Raw genomic sequence first — 17,076 nt, forward strand, 5'->3', positions numbered from 1 at the left:
AAATATTCCTCATAAAATTAAAATTTTGAGCTCAATAAATTAAGACATTCTTTAGGTATTACCTTTGCTAAAACTTGATCAAGCTTATAATTTTTACAACAAAATATAAGTTAATCAATTTTGAATAAGTGAGGAAATGTTTTTTCATTCTCTATGTATATTTCGATTGGACTGTCTATCAATGCACTATCAAAGTCTTCACATGAAGATAGATGTTTAAAGCTTGTTCCATCAAAAGAATACGTAGACAGACATTTTACTAATTCTGAATTATCTTCTGTCCTTAACACAAAATGACGTTTAATCCGAGTCGTTTCATCAGCTAAGACATGGTCATAATCTAACCCCCATTTTGAATCAGTATATATGCTTTTATGTCTAATATATCTAATCTCCTATTCCTTTCTTGTTTTAAAATGTATTCAACTGACATTAATATCTTCATAATCTTCTACCCTAATGTTTTAATAATTTCCTCGATTGATATAGGCATATAATTATTAGCATCAACTCCTACATCGTATGCCTTTACTTTATTTTTTAGCATTTCAAGATTATATGTAATATCTGAATGTATATGTCCATGCAAATGAATAGAACCATGCCCTTTTTTGTTCCATTCCAGTATAGGATAATGAAACAGTACAAATTTATAATTTCTATATTCAAATTCGTGATAATCTTTAATCCATTGAAATAAGTCTTTATTAAAAGCATTGTCCTCAATAAAATTATCATGATTCCCTTTTATTAAATATTTAGTACCACATAATAATTGTAAATAATGATTGGCAATTATGCCGCCTTTCATAGTAAAATCCCCTAATATATAAACTTCATCATTAGGTGTTATAATACTATTCCAATTTTTTATCAGCCTTCCATTCATTTGATCCACTGTATGAAATGGCCTATTTGTGTGCTTGATGATTTTTTCATGATTAAAATGTAAATCTGATGTAAAATAAATCATATTTCTCTCCTGCTCCGCTAATATACTATTTTAATTTATTACACTAACAATAAGAACATTTTTAATAAGGTTCTCTCATCAGATACATGTAATTTGTTCCATTACAGCATTATTACAGCCATTTTGCATATATACTTAACTCTTCTTTTGTATTCAGCCTTTTGAAAATTTCGAGCATTTCATCCTCTTGATAGTATTCTCTTACTTCAAAATTAATTAATATATGCTCCTGATATACTGATTTAAAAAATTCCTCTGCTCTTAATTGTTCTATCGATTTTATCAAGGTGTCAAAAAAGTCCTCTCTGAATTGTAAAAATTCATCGGTGTAATTATAGTCTTTATTTGAAATAACATTTTCATTTTCAATAATATACTCCAAAACAATTTTATTGCATTCTGGAAAGTCATTTTCTGAAATAGAATGATCATTCCATTCATCTGAGCAATACTTGTAATATAGCTCATCTGAATCTCTAGTAGTATAGCAATAGCCTTCAGCTTCAAACTCATCCGTTGTATTTCCGTTAAAAGAAATACAATAAGACTTTGGATGATTTGTGGCTATATAATCTGGAACGAGTATTGTGAATATATATGGTTTTTTATCCTTATATTTATCAATAAATTGTGTGAATACGGATTTTATCTCCTTTATAAAACCCTCTTTAAATTTGTCAAAAGGAAAAGATTTCATTGCTAATTCCTCCTAATATAATATAAATAAATGTTAAAATGTATTTTTTAGATTGGTGCAACACCTTTTACAAAGCTCAATAATCCTTTCATAATACTTATTTATATCTGTTTTCTTTTTTAGTTTATTTGATAACTTATCAATTCCTCCCCATATAAAGAAAACAACATGTTCAATTTCATAAGGTTTTAAAACTTTAAGTTCTTCTATTAAAATTTCTAAGGTTTCACAAGTTTCAATAGTTTCTAATTTTTTAAAAGGCTTTTCATCATAACATGCAAGTAAACATTTTATAAGTACAGGAATAGTTTCAGCATTAACTCCATGCTTTTCTATAAACGCTTCTGTAAAATGACTTTGAACTGACTGATGCTCATTATCAACCTTGTCCATATAGTCTATTATCAAGTTATAATACTTTTTGCTTAATAAACCCAAGCCAAATGCTCCATAAGTTCCAGGTCTGCAGCATTTTTCTGCCTCAACATCTGAATACCATTCATAGTCCTTAATTATTGCACACCTAACATATTTCTCTATTTTAGGATAAAGTTCTGGATAAGCTAAGGCATTAGCAAAAAATATTTGAGTTTTTGATTTACCAATTTTCTTTATTGGAAGTAAATTTTTATTTTGAGATTTTAAAATTATTTTATAACTTGCTGGGAAATCTTTTTGCAACAAATTGATTATTAAATCTAATGATTTTGAATAACTTGACTCTATTTCATTTTTTATTGTAATCCTTATTTCTGCAAAAGCATCATTAGCCGTGAATTTCAAATCATCATCTTCATACATAATATCTTCCTTGATAAATTTCCCTGTTCCAATTTTTATAATATTAACTGCATTCTTATTGCCTAGTTCTTTTGCTTTTTGTAAAAATTTCAAAGCAGTATCTCTGCAATATGCAGGTTCATATTTTAATATTAAAATTGCTGCATAAATTAACAATTCACTCTTTTCAAAACCATATATTCTTTCTTCTCTAAAAAAATTATTCTTTATCCATTGTTCAAGAGAATAAATTATATGTTGCCTGCTACTCTCCAAGCTATTTGTATTTTTAGCATTTAGCTCAAATATTTTATTAAATATTTTAATGACATACTCTGCTTCTATTTTATTAAATAGCTTAGCATCCAATATGTATCTACATAGAAAAAATATATCACTTTCTTTAGTTGGATAAACGCCATTTACTATATTATTTTCAATATATTTTTCAATTTTATTTGCTAAAGCTTCCTTTTTTTCATTATTAATGTACTCTAAAACAGTCAATTCTGTTTTTCCTTCTTGTATTCGAAAAGTTCCTTTTATTATATATTTATAATCAAACCTCTTATCAGCTTTTAAGGTTTTCATTTTATTTTTCAATTTTTCTTGTAAAACTGGTATTACTTCATTTATTAGCTGGTCTTTTGTAATTAATTTTATTGCGTCATTTCCTAAGTACTTTACATCTGCACTAGAATAACTTAATTCATCTAAAAATATTTCAATTCTTCCCATGTTATAATCAAATTCTACTGAATCATAGATACCAACTCTTAAATCACTTTTCTTAAAAGCTCTTTCTATATCCATAGGTGCTATAGTCTTTCCTAAACTTTCAAACAGTAACTCAAAAGCTTTTAAAATATCAGCACTTATGATTTGTCCTATATCCATTGTACTTCCCCCAATCTAACAAATTAAATGTTTTCCTTTAAAACTTTATAGATATTCAACTAAAGAATTACTCAACTTGAATATAAAGATAAATATGTGTTATCAAAATTCTTATTTTTCAAATCTTCCTTCCTAATGAAGAAATGTATTACTCCTGAATCCCACCATGAAAAACCAATTTTATCATTAGAATCTATTTCAAGTAGCATTACCATATCATGTATTTCTTGCTCAGCCTTTTCTTTATTACCACCTAAGGCTTTAATTAAGATTTCTTTTTCACTTTCTCTATAATTATATTGGTGCTTAGCTATTATTTTTAATGCAGCTTCAAGCTCAGCATCATCATGCTGTCTTTCTGGATATCCATAAACTTTTCCAACACAATTATCACCAGTATTTTCAAATCTTATATCCTCTTCTAATGAAAAAAATGCATCCGAATCTTCTAGAATATCATAATCTACATATGCATAATTAGGTATTTCAATTGAATTTCTGCCATTTACTTTATATGGAGTAAATGTTTGCTCATGTTCTTCTTCTAACACTGTTGGCTTTTCTGGTTTCATAAGATTAAGTTTCTCATTTTCCTCAATATAAATAACTTTATGCTCAATATCATATGCTGGTTCATCTATCCCCATGAAGAAATAAATCATTCCCTTTCTAGGTAAAAGAGCATTTTCATCACAAAAACTAATTTCTTTTAGATTTAATTGTGCTATAAAAGTCAAAAGCTTTCCTTCTGCATTTTTAGGCCACTGAAAGTTCTCTGGAACATCTGGATAACCACCTACTCTTGATACTCCTTTAAACTTGTAATTATCTTTTTCAGTGAGATTTAAATAAATAATATTTTTAATGTTTTCATATATGTAATCTTTAACTTCTTCTAATTCATATTTCTTTATTAGTTCTTCTAATTCTTTCAAAACTCTTTCTCCTCACATATAAAACTATATCTACATAAAAATACGTGTCTTTTTAATATAAATACTGCATTAACTAAATCCACATATACATATTTCATAACTTTTACAAGTATCCAAGTCTATTTAATTAAGATATTTTCTAACATCTACTGTTTCTTGCAACCTAGTAGAATCTTTTCTTCCAGAAATAAATTTTAACTTTGAAAAATCAAGCATATTATCAACTCCTAGATTTTAATCATATCAGCTCGCTCTTCATTACAATATCTATAATTATACTAATATGTATCTGTTGATACAAAATCCCAATCATCATTATCTGTTCCCTTTCCAATAAGCCAATATAATCCGCGATGACGCTCAAATACGATACCTAAATCTAATGTGCTGGTGCATTTTTTCTTCATAGCTTTCCTCGGGTTATATGACATAAGAACATTATATTATGCCATTCTATGGGTAAAAAAATATCTTCAAGAATATTAGAATCTTTTCGAAAATCACCTCTAACATCTGAAGATATATAACAATTAAATCAGTAACTGGTATGTTTTACTCAAAGGTCACGTCTTCTACCCTAAGCTTTTCTTTCAGTTTAGGATAAATCTTATAGTAAAGATTATTACGCAATATAGAATGATAAATAGCAAAGATTATGGTAACAGCAATTAAAACAGCAGGTACTATATATAGTGCAGGATTATTTAGAAAGAACCCGAACACGTCAAATTTTTTATCAATCCACTTCGCATATACGTAAACCATCAAAATTATAAGAAGAACAGGAAATGCAAAAACTCCTGACATAATATTTACAATATTCATTTTTTTATGAATAGATTGAAAGTGCTCCTCACCCATATAGCGTTCTAATAAAAAGCATTGTTTTTCAAAGGAATCACTTTTTTGAACTTGAAGATTGTTCTTAGTAATATGTTTATGTAAAATATCTAATTCATTACTAAATTCCAAAGCTTCATGCAAAATTTTCCCTAAGCCCACAAATATACCTCCTAAAAATATAATTTACAGTTTTATATTAATTTGTTAATATTAATTATATTATGAAATTCTATGTTTGACAATATTCTAAATATGCCAAAAGTATTATTTATACAACACCTTTGGCATATTTGTAAATTAAAATCTAAATAAAATGTTTTTCCCGTCTTGTCTATACTTCCTAAATCATCATCCCAAATTTCTCCTACTTTCCAATCTTCATCAATTAAAAAAACTAAAGCTTTATTAGAAGGATCACATCCAAATTGTAATACCCTTTCCTCAAAATCTAAAAATTCCAAAAGGCTCTCATCATAAAACTCATCAAGTTCACATAGATCTCCAAAGATAGTGCAAAACTCCCTTCCAAAACTACCTGCACCTATTTCTGAAAGATACTCTAAGTATTCATCAGAAATTTTAGGATATTCCTTTCGCAGTTCTTCTATCTGCTTTTTAGAATACAATTCTCTATCTTCTTTATGTAAAATTAATTGAGCATCTAGTTGATCTATATATTTTAATGCCTCAAGTTCTTTTTCATAATCTATTCCTTCCTTTCACTTATACTCAAATGTATAGAATCTATCTGGCACCATCACCAATGGATGCATTAGATATCTCTATAGTAATAACCTTGAAACAATTGCCTTTTACAGCTTGTCCCAAGGTTATTTTTATATTCTATAAAATATTCATCTGCTTTAACACTTCTTTTTTAATTCCTCATAGAAAAATTCTGTCGTAGGAATTTTTATTTCACAGCTTGCTGCTAGTTGAAGTAATTTTCCTGAGAATACTTCTAATTCACTTTGTCTGCCTGCTTCCATATCTCTCTGTAAAGAACTTGTTGCTTGGTCAGACTGTTTGTACATTATACGATTAAAATGGATTTCTTCTAAATTATCATCAATGTTAATTTTTAACTCTCGAGCTACCTTACAAGCTTCATTAAGGAGTAATTTCACTTGCATGATTGCATTTTCATTTTTTCTAAGCTCTCCAATTGTTGCATTATAATAAGCTGTTATAACATTAAACGCACAGTTTAATATGTACTTTTCCCATATAGCAGCTATTATATCCTTTTCTATTATGCAGGTAATCTCTTCACTTTGTAAAAGTTTTTGAACTTCTAATAGGATACTATCTTCAAGGTTCTTCTTTACTTCACAACCTATATGAATATTACAATATGAACTGGTATGATGTATTACAAAATCTTTATCCGATCCTGATATAATATAAACTAAACCATCAATAATAGTGCCTTTCCCTATTAATCTACGGGCTTCCTCTGAAATTCCAACACCATTAAGCAAAGGAATGATTACAGTATTCTCATTAATCATTGGCAATATTTCAGCACATACCTGTTCCAATGAGAAATTTTTCACACAAAGAAAAATATAGTCCATAGCCCCCATTTCTTCAGCATTGTCACTTGCCATTTTAGGATGTATCACTGTCTCTCCATGAGCATTACTACATAATTTTAGTCCATTTTGTTTTATTGATTCTAGACGTTTACCTCTTGCAAAGAAGTATACATTGTCAAAATGCTTTGCAAGTATGCAGCCAACATATCCTCCAACTCCGCCCATTCCAACAACGCAAACCTTTTTATTATCCATTCTTAATTCCCCCTATTTAATGCTTATATGCTATTTTTTATAATAACAAGCTTATTTGCTTATTTTTCATGTATTAATTATTAATATTTCAACAAAATCAGTATCTAATACCTCATAATATGTCAAAACTCCAGATCTACAAGACATTGCCTTCTAATTCATAATTTCACATAATTCACCAATCCATTGTAACATAGTATTAAGGGATTTTTCAAATTCTGCATAAGCAATCCTAAACAACTCAAGCTTTGAATTATATTCATCTATAGAGTTAAAAATTTAATGATTCTTGCGATATTGGAATGCTATTTTTGTTAAATCTAAAATACCATAATTCAATCAATTTTTGGGATTGAATTATGGTCTGTAAGCTTCTTCTATTAATAAAGCTATGTATTCTCCATTAGTATCTCCTATTAATTTTTATTCAAAAACAAACCAAACTCTTTTAATTAGATTATTTTCTACTTCATATATTGCAACAGCTTTTTTTATCTTGTCTTCTTCTAATCCAGTAACATATTCATGATCAATTACTTTATTTCCTATAACAATTCGATTTTGAATGTTTGCATATACATTTAACACTTCAAATCTTTCTCTATAACTGTTTTTTAACTGTTCTTTGCCTCGTATCATAATCGAATTATTCATCAAGTTATAAATTTCAATCTCATCATGGTAAGTTGATATAAAACTTTCTAAGTCGTGGTCATTATAAAACTCTAACTGCTTTTGAACTATTTCTTCTGTATTCATTCTATTGTTCTCGCTTTCCTATATATTTTAATATCCTAGTTCTTCTCCTATAATAACTTTTATTCTATCTTTAACAAATTGACCTCTAATTGATATAAAATGATTGCATATTCTATTTGGACTCTTGCAATCTACACAATAACCTAATTTAGTGCAAGGTGTATCTTTGTCTAGTCTCTTTGCATCAATCGGTGCCGCATAATTTCTTACTCTTTTCTCTGCTTCCTCTATGTTTTTAACAATTTTATTTATCCCAACTACTATAATCACTTGTTTAGGACCATAAATCATTGGTGCCACTCTACTCCCATTTCCATCAATATTATAAAGCTCTCCATTTTCAGTTAAAGCATTTGTACTACATATAAAAGTATCAGCAGAAAAGTTTTGAATATAAATCTGCTTTTTTTCTTCACTTGTAATACCATCTCTATATTTATCTAAAAATTCGTAATTGCCTTCTCTAAGAAAATCTATTACTCCAGTTTCAGATAGTGTTATTGAATCTCCTATGCCAATAATTGATTTTTCTATTATCAAATTTTTTAATATTTCAAATAACTGCTCTCTTTTCTCTATATAATATCCTTTCATATTGTTATTCTTTAAACTTTCCAAGGTTCTATCAACTCTTTTTTTCAAATACCATTCAACATTATTATCCAAATTTATTTCCCTCCATGTAATCTAGCTGTAACATAATATTTCATAATTAACCATTCATGCAAATTATACAATTTGCTCTAGTATGCTTGGATCCTTAAGTTTGTTGTCTTCTGCTAAAATAGCAATTTTAGATATTATTTCTGCACTCTTTGGATCACTGTCTATAAATGGTAAGAATAGTTTTCCTCTTTGTCCAGAGTGAATAGGAATTATGTTAATAGCACCACTTCCTAGCTTATGTACCACACCGCTTCCTAAGTGAACAGTATATTCACCATGAACTCCTGAAATATGAGCATGAGTTCCTTTTAGCTTAACATTGCTTAACTTCATTAGTTTTAAGATCTCCTCAACAATTGCTGTTCTAACTTCAATAGTTGACATGCTTACTTCTGGATCTACTCCTCCAACATAAGCAACACTTACAACTAAATCTAAATCCCTCATTACCTCTGAGAAAATCAATTTTGATACTTCTTCTAAGTTTAAAGGCTTGTAGGTTTTTCTATCTTCAAATCTTACAAATTCAATTGTAGGTGACTCAATATCTGCAGGTGAAAACCAATCTGCTAAGGCATATATAGTTGCTATTATATTTTCTTTATAATATACCTTTTGTAATCCTTCTTCATCACTCGCCATCCAGCCCCTAGTCTTTAAAAGTGCCAAAGTCTTTTTAGGCTGCACTTGATGACCTGCATATCTTCTCGATAAAGTCTGTTCCTTTAGTTCATCTTTATTTGGCAAGTAAAGTTCTCTAAATACCTGTTTAAAAGGCTGCACAATTTTCTTTTCAAATATATCCTTTTGATAATCTCTCCAAACTTCAGCTTCATATAAATGAAGTGGATGAGCAATTGTAATATCATCTTCTTCTTTTAACTTAAGTATTTCATTTTTATAATTTACTAAGCTATTTTCTTGTAAATATCCTATAAAAGCATTAGTTTTAAAAACAAGACTTTTTATTATTGGTGCTAATACTGGATTTTTACAGAACTCAATAAGCTCTCCACCTTTAAATATCTCTCCATTTTCCATGGCATCTTCAAAACTTTTTCTTGCCCTTGAATATTGATCCTTTAGATCCTTCTTTAATTGATTTATTTCCAATATATATTCATTTTTCTTAAGCTTTGCTGGTATGTTCTTTAATGCTTTTCCTCCTTTAATACAAGCCACATCTGCTTGCCCAAATTCATCAATCACAAGCTGAACTTCAACTTCGTCAATTGCTTTTGGCTTCAAATATTCTAGTACACTTTGAATTTTTAAAGTTTCCATATTCCAAATTAATCTATTTGAATCCGAAAATCCAGCATTTCTAGCTAAGTTAAGTAATGCTATACTTCCACTTCTCTTTTCACTTGCTTGTCTTTGTGCTCCAAACTTCTTACTTTCCTTAATAAATTCCTGAATGTATTCATATCTCTCTAATACATCTTCTTTATTTTTAACTGGAATTAATCCATAAGTAAGTAAATAATCCTTATTTCTCTTATCCTTAACTCTATTTTTAACTTCTTCTAAATCAAGTTTTCCGAGTGTTGCATCTGCAAAAAGCTGAGATCTTTTATGTAGTGCACCACCTGCAATATATTTTGCACTATCGTAAACCACCTTAAAATTCTTTTCTCCAAGAGTTTCATATGCTTCTTTAAACCATTCCTGATCAAAGGCTCCATCCTTTAAGTCTTCAACTGTTATTGGTGTATACCTTGCCACAATAGCAGTTTTTTCATCTGAAAAATAATCATTAACGTGAGCGTGGAAGTACCAACAAGCAGATTTCAGTCCTTCATAGCCTAAATATTCAGCTACTATGTCTAACCAGCCAGGTGAATACATAGCCGCTTCAATCAGTTGTTTGCTGGTTACCTTTTTGCCCTTTAAGAACTTCTTTAAAGTTTCTGCTGTTTCATAAGCTTTTGGATAGCAACATTTTAATAAATGGCTTAAGATTTGTTTCTTAGTACAATCTCCACTCACAAAATTATAGCCTCTAATATAAGTGTCTTTCTCTGATGCTAATATTATTGAAGCAAAAATGTTTACTCCATAGCATTTTCCTACTTTAGAAGCTAATAGTGATACTTCTGTATCTAATTCTCCCCTATTTACTTCTATTTCACATATAACTTCTACCGCCTTATCCGCAAGTTCTAATAACTTTCCATATTTTAAAACTCTTTCTCTATGATATTTGTGTACACTAGTTAATAATCCAATATTTTGACTACTATTAGGTCTTCCCATAATTTCTTTTAAAGCTTCATTGTCATCTATAAGCCCAATATCTAAAGCCCTTCCAAAATCATAGATTTCTAGGCTTCCTGCAACATTATACTCACTAGCTTTATAATAATTATAGGCTATATTAAAATACTCCTTAAACTTTTCATCAGTTTCTGAGTTGTTTTTTAAAAGGTAAAGCCAATTATTAATTTCACTTGCTGCTGAAAAATACGCTTTTATTCTAGTACCGTTATTATAGTAGCCTCCCTGTGAATATTCTTCAATATGTCTATGCTTTGGAACTTTCGTATATATATATTCTGTTATTGTTTTGCTGATTTCAAAGATTTCGTCCTGTGGTATATCATCCACCAATAAGATAATGTAATCTTTTATAAGCTGATAGTATTTTATTTTTTCAATACTTTTACTAAGTTTATACACTATCCCATAATTAAAATTCAGCTCTAGAAACTCAACATACCATTTGCTATTTCCAGAATATGCTCTATAGTGAACTGCCCTCATATAAAAATTCAACTCTAAAAGCTTCCAAGAATCTAAACCATTATTCCTTGCTGCTGTCCTAATTTCATCTGCTAAAGGAAAATTGTTTAATTTTCTACTTTCTGTGTTAAAAGGCTGAAGATAATAAGAACCTCCTAAGGTAATCATCTCTTTATTTCCATCCCAGCGTGTTGTTTCATATTCTAAGTCTCTGTTTTTATCTATTAGCTCACTGAAAGTATTAACTATCTTAATAATTTCCTCCTCTGTAGAACAGAACTTACTTTGAATATCAAAATTATTATTTTCAATTTCTATAGGTTCGTAATCTTTTGATGGATCATATAATCCAAAACCGTTATTTAAATTTTTCACTTCTTTTTGGTCATTACCTATGTTTTCCGTAAGCAGTTTACCTTTCTGCAATACATCCTCCATTGCAGCCACGGCTTTTAAGCTCTCTTCAAATATAGTTTTATGGTTTGTATCCCCTTCAATAGCATTTACAATATCTATAGCAGCTAGTTTTTTATTTTCATCTTTACTATTTATGAGATTATTAATACTTTTAATTAATTCCTCATTAGATTGTTTTAATAATAGCTTTATTGCATTTTTTCTCAAATCTCCAGATTTATATTTAAGTAAATCTTCTATATATACACAATCTTCTTTGTTCAATTCTATAGCATTAATATTCTTAAAAGCTGCTTCTCTAACAGATTGACCTCTATCTCCACAAGCTTCTATTAGAGCATTCCTTTGCTTAAGATTTCCAGGCTTCTTTAAAAATTTTTTCACAAAAACTTCTCTTGTCTGAACACTCATCTTATCTTTATAATCAACCAATACATCAAGAATTTCATCATTATAACTCATACTAACAGCTAAAAGCATATTATCCATTAGCTCTGTTTTTGTAAGTTCAAAGCTTATCCATGGAAATAAGGATTCCTTAAAGATTACTTCCTTTTTAGGCATATTATCAAGAACTGTTTTCAATTTATTGAAAAGTTCCATTCCATAATAGGCTTCTCCTAAATCAGCATAAGGTTCAATTAAATGTTTATTATAAATCAAACTATAAGTACTTATACCTGTAAATATATTTTTCAAAGCTGAACCTACAACTTCTAAATCTTCCTCCTCTAACATTTCACAAGCAATTTTATGCTTATAGGTTTCAAATTGAATTTGACTTAAAAACTGCAATGCCGCTAACTTCTTATATTTTACCTTTCCATGTAAGAGTTCATTTAACAGCTCTTTTACATCTTCAAGTTCATCAAAGGCAACAGACCAAATGCCTGTATATAAAAGTATATTGTCATCTGAAGCTAAGCACTCCTTTTGGTATTCTTTATCCTTTAATACACTATATGCAGCTTCAAAGCATTTTAATATGAGCTTTGGTTTCTCAGCTTCTAAATATAATCCTGTCCATACACTAAAACCTCTCACTACAGAAGAAAATCTAATTAAATTATTGTCTATTATAAGTTTTAATATGTACATAAAGGCTTTCTTAGAACCTTCATCTAAGTTTTCAACTATAACCTGCCTTAAACCCTCTTGTAGTTTTGCTGCAAGTAAAAGCTCTCCAAGGATTCTATGAGCTTCTTCATTTTCACTCATTAATAATCCTCTTATTATTTCCCTAGTTATTATTGAAGTGTTATTATCACTATAAATCACTTCTTTTATTTTCTCTAAAACCTCATTATTATCCCTATCAAGTTCAACAGCTATAAGGTCTCCAATAACATCTATCCCCCTATACTTTTCCTTGTTATTTTCAAAATATTTAACTAAAGAAAAACCAGAAGCCTTTAAGTATACAAGTTCCTTTAGCTTTTCAATGTTTTTGTTTAGATATAGCTGTGAAGATTTTTTAGTTCTGTAAGATCTTCTGCAATAACCAATAGAATACGGATATTTAGTTGCATTATCCCAAATTACTTTACCAAGCTCTGCATAATCTTCCTGAAGCAATAACTCTATTTTTTTGTAATTTTCCCCCTCAAATACCTCTTCAATAGCCTTTATACTTTCATCCCATAAAAGCACTTTTAAGCTGTCAGCTTTTTTTTCAAGTTCTCTATATGGTGGATTAATATTTTCTGAAATTTCTTTAGCTAGAGCTATATCCTTATCAGAAGAGTTTTTTTCTATAATTTCTTTTAAATAACTAAAAATAATTTCTTCTTTTTCCTTATCGAAATACATTCTATTTCCTCCTTATTTCTACCATAGTCTTCCAGCAAGCATAGTGAATTTAATAAAGGTTAATGTATCAGCATCCTTTAACTCTATTTCTTCATCTAACTTTCCTGCTTCCTTATCACCAACAAAAACCTTATAGATTCCATCCTCATAGGCCAAGTATGCAGAATCTAATGCTTTACCTAAATCCTGCTTTGATTCATTATATATACTTCCAAATGAAACCTTGCCAGCTTCAGCTCTATTTTCAATCTCCTTATTTGTAAGATAATCTACCAGCCTTTCTTTTTTAATATTTTCATTAAACTCTTTAACATTCTTCGTAACTATACATTTAATTAATTCTCTTAAAGTAGTAGGTATGCACTCTAACACTATTTCTTCTTTTGCTATAAAATTTTTACGTGAACCTGCCTGCTTTACCTTAAAATATAATCTCATAAACTTTACCTTTCTATTTTCCAAATATTTTTATTATTCTTAATCTATCATAATAAGAAAGTTTCATATAAAAAAATCGCAGGCGACTGTGGAGCCGTAGATTTTTTTTACGCATCTGCCTTTTCGAACGCATGTGAGAAAAATCTGGCAGGCGAATAAGATTTATTTTTTATTCTTTTTGACACACAAAACCTACTTAATTGGCCTTTTCAATAAGTTATCCACAGATTTAACTTTATTATAAATTCCTAAAGAATAAAAAAATATCTTCAAGAACATTAGAATCTTTTTATGAGATCTTCTAATATCTGAAGATATATGATAATTATATAAGTACCTGAAATGCACAATTTATAACAATACATTGCAAGCAAAGATGGTTATTATTTTTTTAACTATAGAACCAATAACCCATATAATTCGCTAAAATCCTTAAGAAGTATTTGCATATCTTAATTATATTATCCCATACTATTTTTGACAACATGCCATATATGTACAAAATGTTACTTATACAACACTTTTGTACTTTTTGTAGATTAAGTAATAAAGAAAATATATACAGTTATAAGCAAAATCACTTTATGCAATGGTACAAGAATTTTTAATTATTCTTTTTAGAAAGTTCTGTTTTTGGAACTTGTTTAAAAACTTGATTAAGTGATGATATTAAAGAATTGTCCATATATTTATAGCCTGAATTTACTTCATTCATATCAAAAACTGTTTTCAATTCATCAGCTAGTCCTTCATCCAATTTAGTTTTAATCTCATTTAAATCATCAACAACTATTATATTTCTTCCCCTAGCTAAGGCCAAAACCCCTGTAGCTATATCCATATCAGCTGCTTCATCCAGGATTACAAAATCAAAAATGCAATTATCATAAATTGAATTTATAAAGAAATCCCTTGCTGAAGTTAATATAGGATAATTAACTTTTTTCTTTATTGGTTCATTTTCCTCTTCTTGAGAAGTATACATTCCTTCTATATACTTAAAGTTTTCATATAAACCACACTTTAATACTTCCATTGATTTCTCTTGGATTTTTTCTATTTCACCATCAATCTTATTTTTATCCAAATCATTTTTTAGTGCTTTTATCTCTTCATTTATTTCATCAACTTTCCTGTCATTATAAACTTCTTCTATAGCTTTTTCTAGCAGTTCAGGATCAATATCATAAAAACTAAAATCCCAAATACTATACTTGAAGATAAACATTATTTTTGTAAAAAACCCTATATGTCCTTGTTTTTTGATGATTGAAATATATTCTTCCTTAAAGGCTAAGAGCTTTTCTTGGTTAAATTTCAATATAGCAGGAGGTATATTAACTTCTTTTGATTGAAGTTCTTTTTCAACTTTAACATTTTCAGCTAATAAATAAGTTTGCTCTTTTTCTAAACTTTCGATTTTAGCTATATTTTCTAATTTTTCAACCAGCTCATTTTGAATATTTAGACACTCTTCTTTTTTATCAGCTATATTTTGATTGCCAAACCTACTGCCAGAATTTCTAAGCCATTGTTCGCAAACATTAATAAAATTATTACCTTCTTCTTTTAAATGATTTACAGTGAAATCAATATCTGATTTTTTTAATATTTCTAAATATTTTAAGGTAGAAAAATTATCCTTAGTTACTATTATTACATTTTTCCCCTCTAAAACAACAGTTGCAGTAATATTTAAAATAGCCTCAGTTCTCTCCTCTATTGATACACTTTCTATAATACTTATTTTATTAGTGACAGCTTTTTCTACTGCTTCTTGTTGTCTTAAATTAAACCCATATGGATATATTGCAAAATCAAAATCCTCTATCGTCTCAATTTCCTTAGGATTTAAATAATCTACAAGGGCACTATTTGGATTTATCATAGATATTCTTTCAAAAGCTTCACTTACCCCATTATTATAAACATTATATAAATCAAGCTTCTTTGCAACTTCTCTGAAATACATAAAATTATTTTCAACAACAGCTTCATCAAATCCATTATCACTAATATTTAATTGTTCTCTCTCAAATAGCTTATTTTCTCCATTTTTAAAAATAATTTTTACTATGTTAAATTCCTCAAATATTATAGCCATTAAAATATTTGTAATTTTAACTTCATTTTCATAAATCACAACATTCTTAAGTTCAATAAGTTTACCTTCAGTACTAAGCTTAATCTGGTCCTTATTATAAGTATTACTTTCGCCATTTTTAAATCTCACTTCAAGTTTGTCTTCTTCACTTTGATAGCAGTCCACTATCTCTTCCGTTTTATCTTCATCATTAATCAAAATTATACTATTCTCAATATTCAAAATAATTGCTCCTTATGTTATATTCAATATGTCTTAATTATTTTAATATCCCATAAATCATATTTTATTACCCTTTTATTTAAATATAGCATTAAGCTTTCTCAATAAATTTATTATTTATCACTTCATCTAATTCTGGAATTGATGTTGATGCTCCTAAGCGTGTGACTGATATAGCTGCTGCTTTGGATGCTAGTTCCAATGCTTCTTCTACCCCATATTCCTTTGCAATACTTCCAATAAAATAACCTAGAAATGTATCACCAGCTGCAGTAGTATCTGTAACCTCAACACTATAGCTATTATGTTTCAATTGTATATCCTTAAAGCGGTAAAAAGCACCTTTTTCGCCTAAAGTTAAAATAATTTTTGCATTTGGAAATTTATTAGCCACTGCCTTAATTAATTCTTCTCCATCTTCTTCCGACTCAATTATCTCTCTTGCTTCAACTTCATTTAAAATAAAATATTCTACATTATTTAAAGGATATTTTAAAACCTCGGAATTCATTGGTGATGGATTAAATACAATTTTCAAACCTCTTACATAAGCTTCTTCCATAATTTCTTTAATACAGGAAATCTCATTTTGTAATATAATAAAATCCCCATTTTCAAAATTAGATAAAACCTCTTTAATATACTCTACTGATATTTGTTGATTAGCCCCTCCAAATAATAATATACTATTTTGTCCAGTAATATCTTTTTGAATAATTGCATGTCCTGAATTCCCTTTAACCCTTTTAATATATTTAGTATTTACACCAGCTGACTCTAAAGCATTAATAAGCATGGCTGAATCTGATTCTCCAACAGCTCCAGCATGATACACTTGTGCTTTACTTCGACTTAATGCAATTGACTGATTTAAGCCCTTGCCGCCACAAAATATATCCAAGCTATGTGAGGCTTGTGTTTCTCCTGGTTTCATAAAGTGTTCAACACTGTAAACATAATCTATATTCAAGGATCCAAAACTAAGAACTTTCATCAATTCA

Annotated in this window: 15 protein-coding genes; 1 reads left to right on the forward strand and 14 read right to left on the reverse strand. The window is 28.7% G+C overall.

Annotation, left to right across the window (positions count from 1 at the left end):
- Window positions 1-153 precede the first annotated feature (153 nt).
- The gene (locus CSPA_RS29820; protein ID WP_158399837.1) at window positions 154-297 is read left to right on the forward strand and encodes a hypothetical protein; all 144 of its coding nucleotides are present in this window, start codon (window positions 154-156) and stop codon (window positions 295-297) included.
- A gap of 154 nt (window positions 298-451) precedes the next feature.
- On the opposite strand, the gene CSPA_RS19215 is transcribed toward CSPA_RS29820, so the two are convergent.
- From CSPA_RS19215 to CSPA_RS19275, 14 genes are all read right to left on the reverse strand, one after another.
- Entirely contained in the window at window positions 452-973 is a 522-nt protein-coding gene (locus CSPA_RS19215) for a metallophosphoesterase (protein WP_015394027.1), read from the reverse strand.
- A 112-nt stretch (window positions 974-1,085) separates the two neighbouring features.
- On the reverse strand, window positions 1,086-1,670 hold the full coding sequence (locus tag CSPA_RS19220) for a DUF4303 domain-containing protein (protein ID WP_015394028.1): 585 nt from the start codon (window positions 1,668-1,670) through the stop codon (window positions 1,086-1,088).
- Between the two features lie 33 nt (window positions 1,671-1,703).
- Window positions 1,704-3,347, reverse strand: coding sequence for a DUF6138 family protein (locus CSPA_RS19225; protein ID WP_015394029.1), 1,644 nt, complete (start codon window positions 3,345-3,347; stop codon window positions 1,704-1,706).
- 71 nt (window positions 3,348-3,418) lie between these two features.
- Window positions 3,419-4,282, reverse strand: a complete 864-nt coding sequence (locus CSPA_RS19230; protein WP_015394030.1) for a YwqG family protein — start codon at window positions 4,280-4,282, stop codon at window positions 3,419-3,421.
- A 278-nt stretch (window positions 4,283-4,560) separates the two neighbouring features.
- The gene (locus CSPA_RS30300) at window positions 4,561-4,689 is read right to left on the reverse strand and encodes a DUF4272 domain-containing protein (protein WP_015394032.1); all 129 of its coding nucleotides are present in this window, start codon (window positions 4,687-4,689) and stop codon (window positions 4,561-4,563) included.
- A gap of 145 nt (window positions 4,690-4,834) precedes the next feature.
- Entirely contained in the window at window positions 4,835-5,284 is a 450-nt protein-coding gene (locus CSPA_RS19235; protein WP_015394033.1) for a DUF6097 family protein, read from the reverse strand.
- Between the two features lie 32 nt (window positions 5,285-5,316).
- The gene (locus CSPA_RS19240; RefSeq protein ID WP_015394034.1) at window positions 5,317-5,751 is read right to left on the reverse strand and encodes a hypothetical protein; all 435 of its coding nucleotides are present in this window, start codon (window positions 5,749-5,751) and stop codon (window positions 5,317-5,319) included.
- Between the two features lie 237 nt (window positions 5,752-5,988).
- Window positions 5,989-6,918 (reverse strand): ketopantoate reductase family protein, encoded by a 930-nt coding sequence (locus tag CSPA_RS19245; RefSeq protein ID WP_015394035.1) that lies wholly within the window; start codon window positions 6,916-6,918, stop codon window positions 5,989-5,991.
- A 423-nt stretch (window positions 6,919-7,341) separates the two neighbouring features.
- Entirely contained in the window at window positions 7,342-7,677 is a 336-nt protein-coding gene (locus CSPA_RS19250) for a nuclear transport factor 2 family protein (RefSeq protein WP_015394036.1), read from the reverse strand.
- 27 nt (window positions 7,678-7,704) lie between these two features.
- Window positions 7,705-8,343, reverse strand: coding sequence for a lactate utilization protein (locus CSPA_RS19255; RefSeq protein ID WP_015394037.1), 639 nt, complete (start codon window positions 8,341-8,343; stop codon window positions 7,705-7,707).
- A 63-nt stretch (window positions 8,344-8,406) separates the two neighbouring features.
- Complete coding sequence (locus tag CSPA_RS19260) at window positions 8,407-13,311, reverse strand: DUF4132 domain-containing protein (protein ID WP_015394038.1); 4,905 nt, start codon at window positions 13,309-13,311, stop codon at window positions 8,407-8,409.
- Window positions 13,312-13,329: 18 nt separating this feature from the next.
- The gene (locus CSPA_RS19265) at window positions 13,330-13,749 is read right to left on the reverse strand and encodes a hypothetical protein (protein WP_015394039.1); all 420 of its coding nucleotides are present in this window, start codon (window positions 13,747-13,749) and stop codon (window positions 13,330-13,332) included.
- A gap of 604 nt (window positions 13,750-14,353) precedes the next feature.
- Window positions 14,354-16,075: a DEAD/DEAH box helicase family protein gene (locus tag CSPA_RS19270; protein ID WP_015394040.1), complete on the reverse strand. Its 1,722-nt coding sequence runs from the start codon at window positions 16,073-16,075 to the stop codon at window positions 14,354-14,356.
- A gap of 91 nt (window positions 16,076-16,166) precedes the next feature.
- Window positions 16,167-17,069: a ribokinase gene (locus CSPA_RS19275; RefSeq protein ID WP_015394041.1), complete on the reverse strand. Its 903-nt coding sequence runs from the start codon at window positions 17,067-17,069 to the stop codon at window positions 16,167-16,169.
- Window positions 17,070-17,076 lie beyond the last annotated feature (7 nt).

The organism is Clostridium saccharoperbutylacetonicum N1-4(HMT) (assembly GCF_000340885.1).
GTDB lineage: Bacteria > Bacillota > Clostridia > Clostridiales > Clostridiaceae > Clostridium > Clostridium saccharoperbutylacetonicum.

Coding starts and splice junctions, on each gene's coding strand:
- CSPA_RS19220 (WP_015394028.1), bottom strand. CDS start 1,670: ATGAAATCTTTTCCTTTTGACAAATTTAAAGAGGGTTTTATAAAGGAG.
- CSPA_RS29820 (WP_158399837.1), top strand. CDS start 154: ATGTATATTTCGATTGGACTGTCTATCAATGCACTATCAAAGTCTTCA.
- CSPA_RS19250 (WP_015394036.1), bottom strand. CDS start 7,677: ATGAATACAGAAGAAATAGTTCAAAAGCAGTTAGAGTTTTATAATGAC.
- CSPA_RS19225 (WP_015394029.1), bottom strand. CDS start 3,347: ATGGATATAGGACAAATCATAAGTGCTGATATTTTAAAAGCTTTTGAG.
- CSPA_RS19215 (WP_015394027.1), bottom strand. CDS start 973: ATGATTTATTTTACATCAGATTTACATTTTAATCATGAAAAAATCATC.
- CSPA_RS19275 (WP_015394041.1), bottom strand. CDS start 17,069: ATGAAAGTTCTTAGTTTTGGATCCTTGAATATAGATTATGTTTACAGT.
- CSPA_RS19260 (WP_015394038.1), bottom strand. CDS start 13,311: ATGTATTTCGATAAGGAAAAAGAAGAAATTATTTTTAGTTATTTAAAA.
- CSPA_RS19245 (WP_015394035.1), bottom strand. CDS start 6,918: ATGGATAATAAAAAGGTTTGCGTTGTTGGAATGGGCGGAGTTGGAGGA.
- CSPA_RS19265 (WP_015394039.1), bottom strand. CDS start 13,749: ATGAGATTATATTTTAAGGTAAAGCAGGCAGGTTCACGTAAAAATTTT.
- CSPA_RS30300 (WP_015394032.1), bottom strand. CDS start 4,689: ATGAAGAAAAAATGCACCAGCACATTAGATTTAGGTATCGTATTTGAG.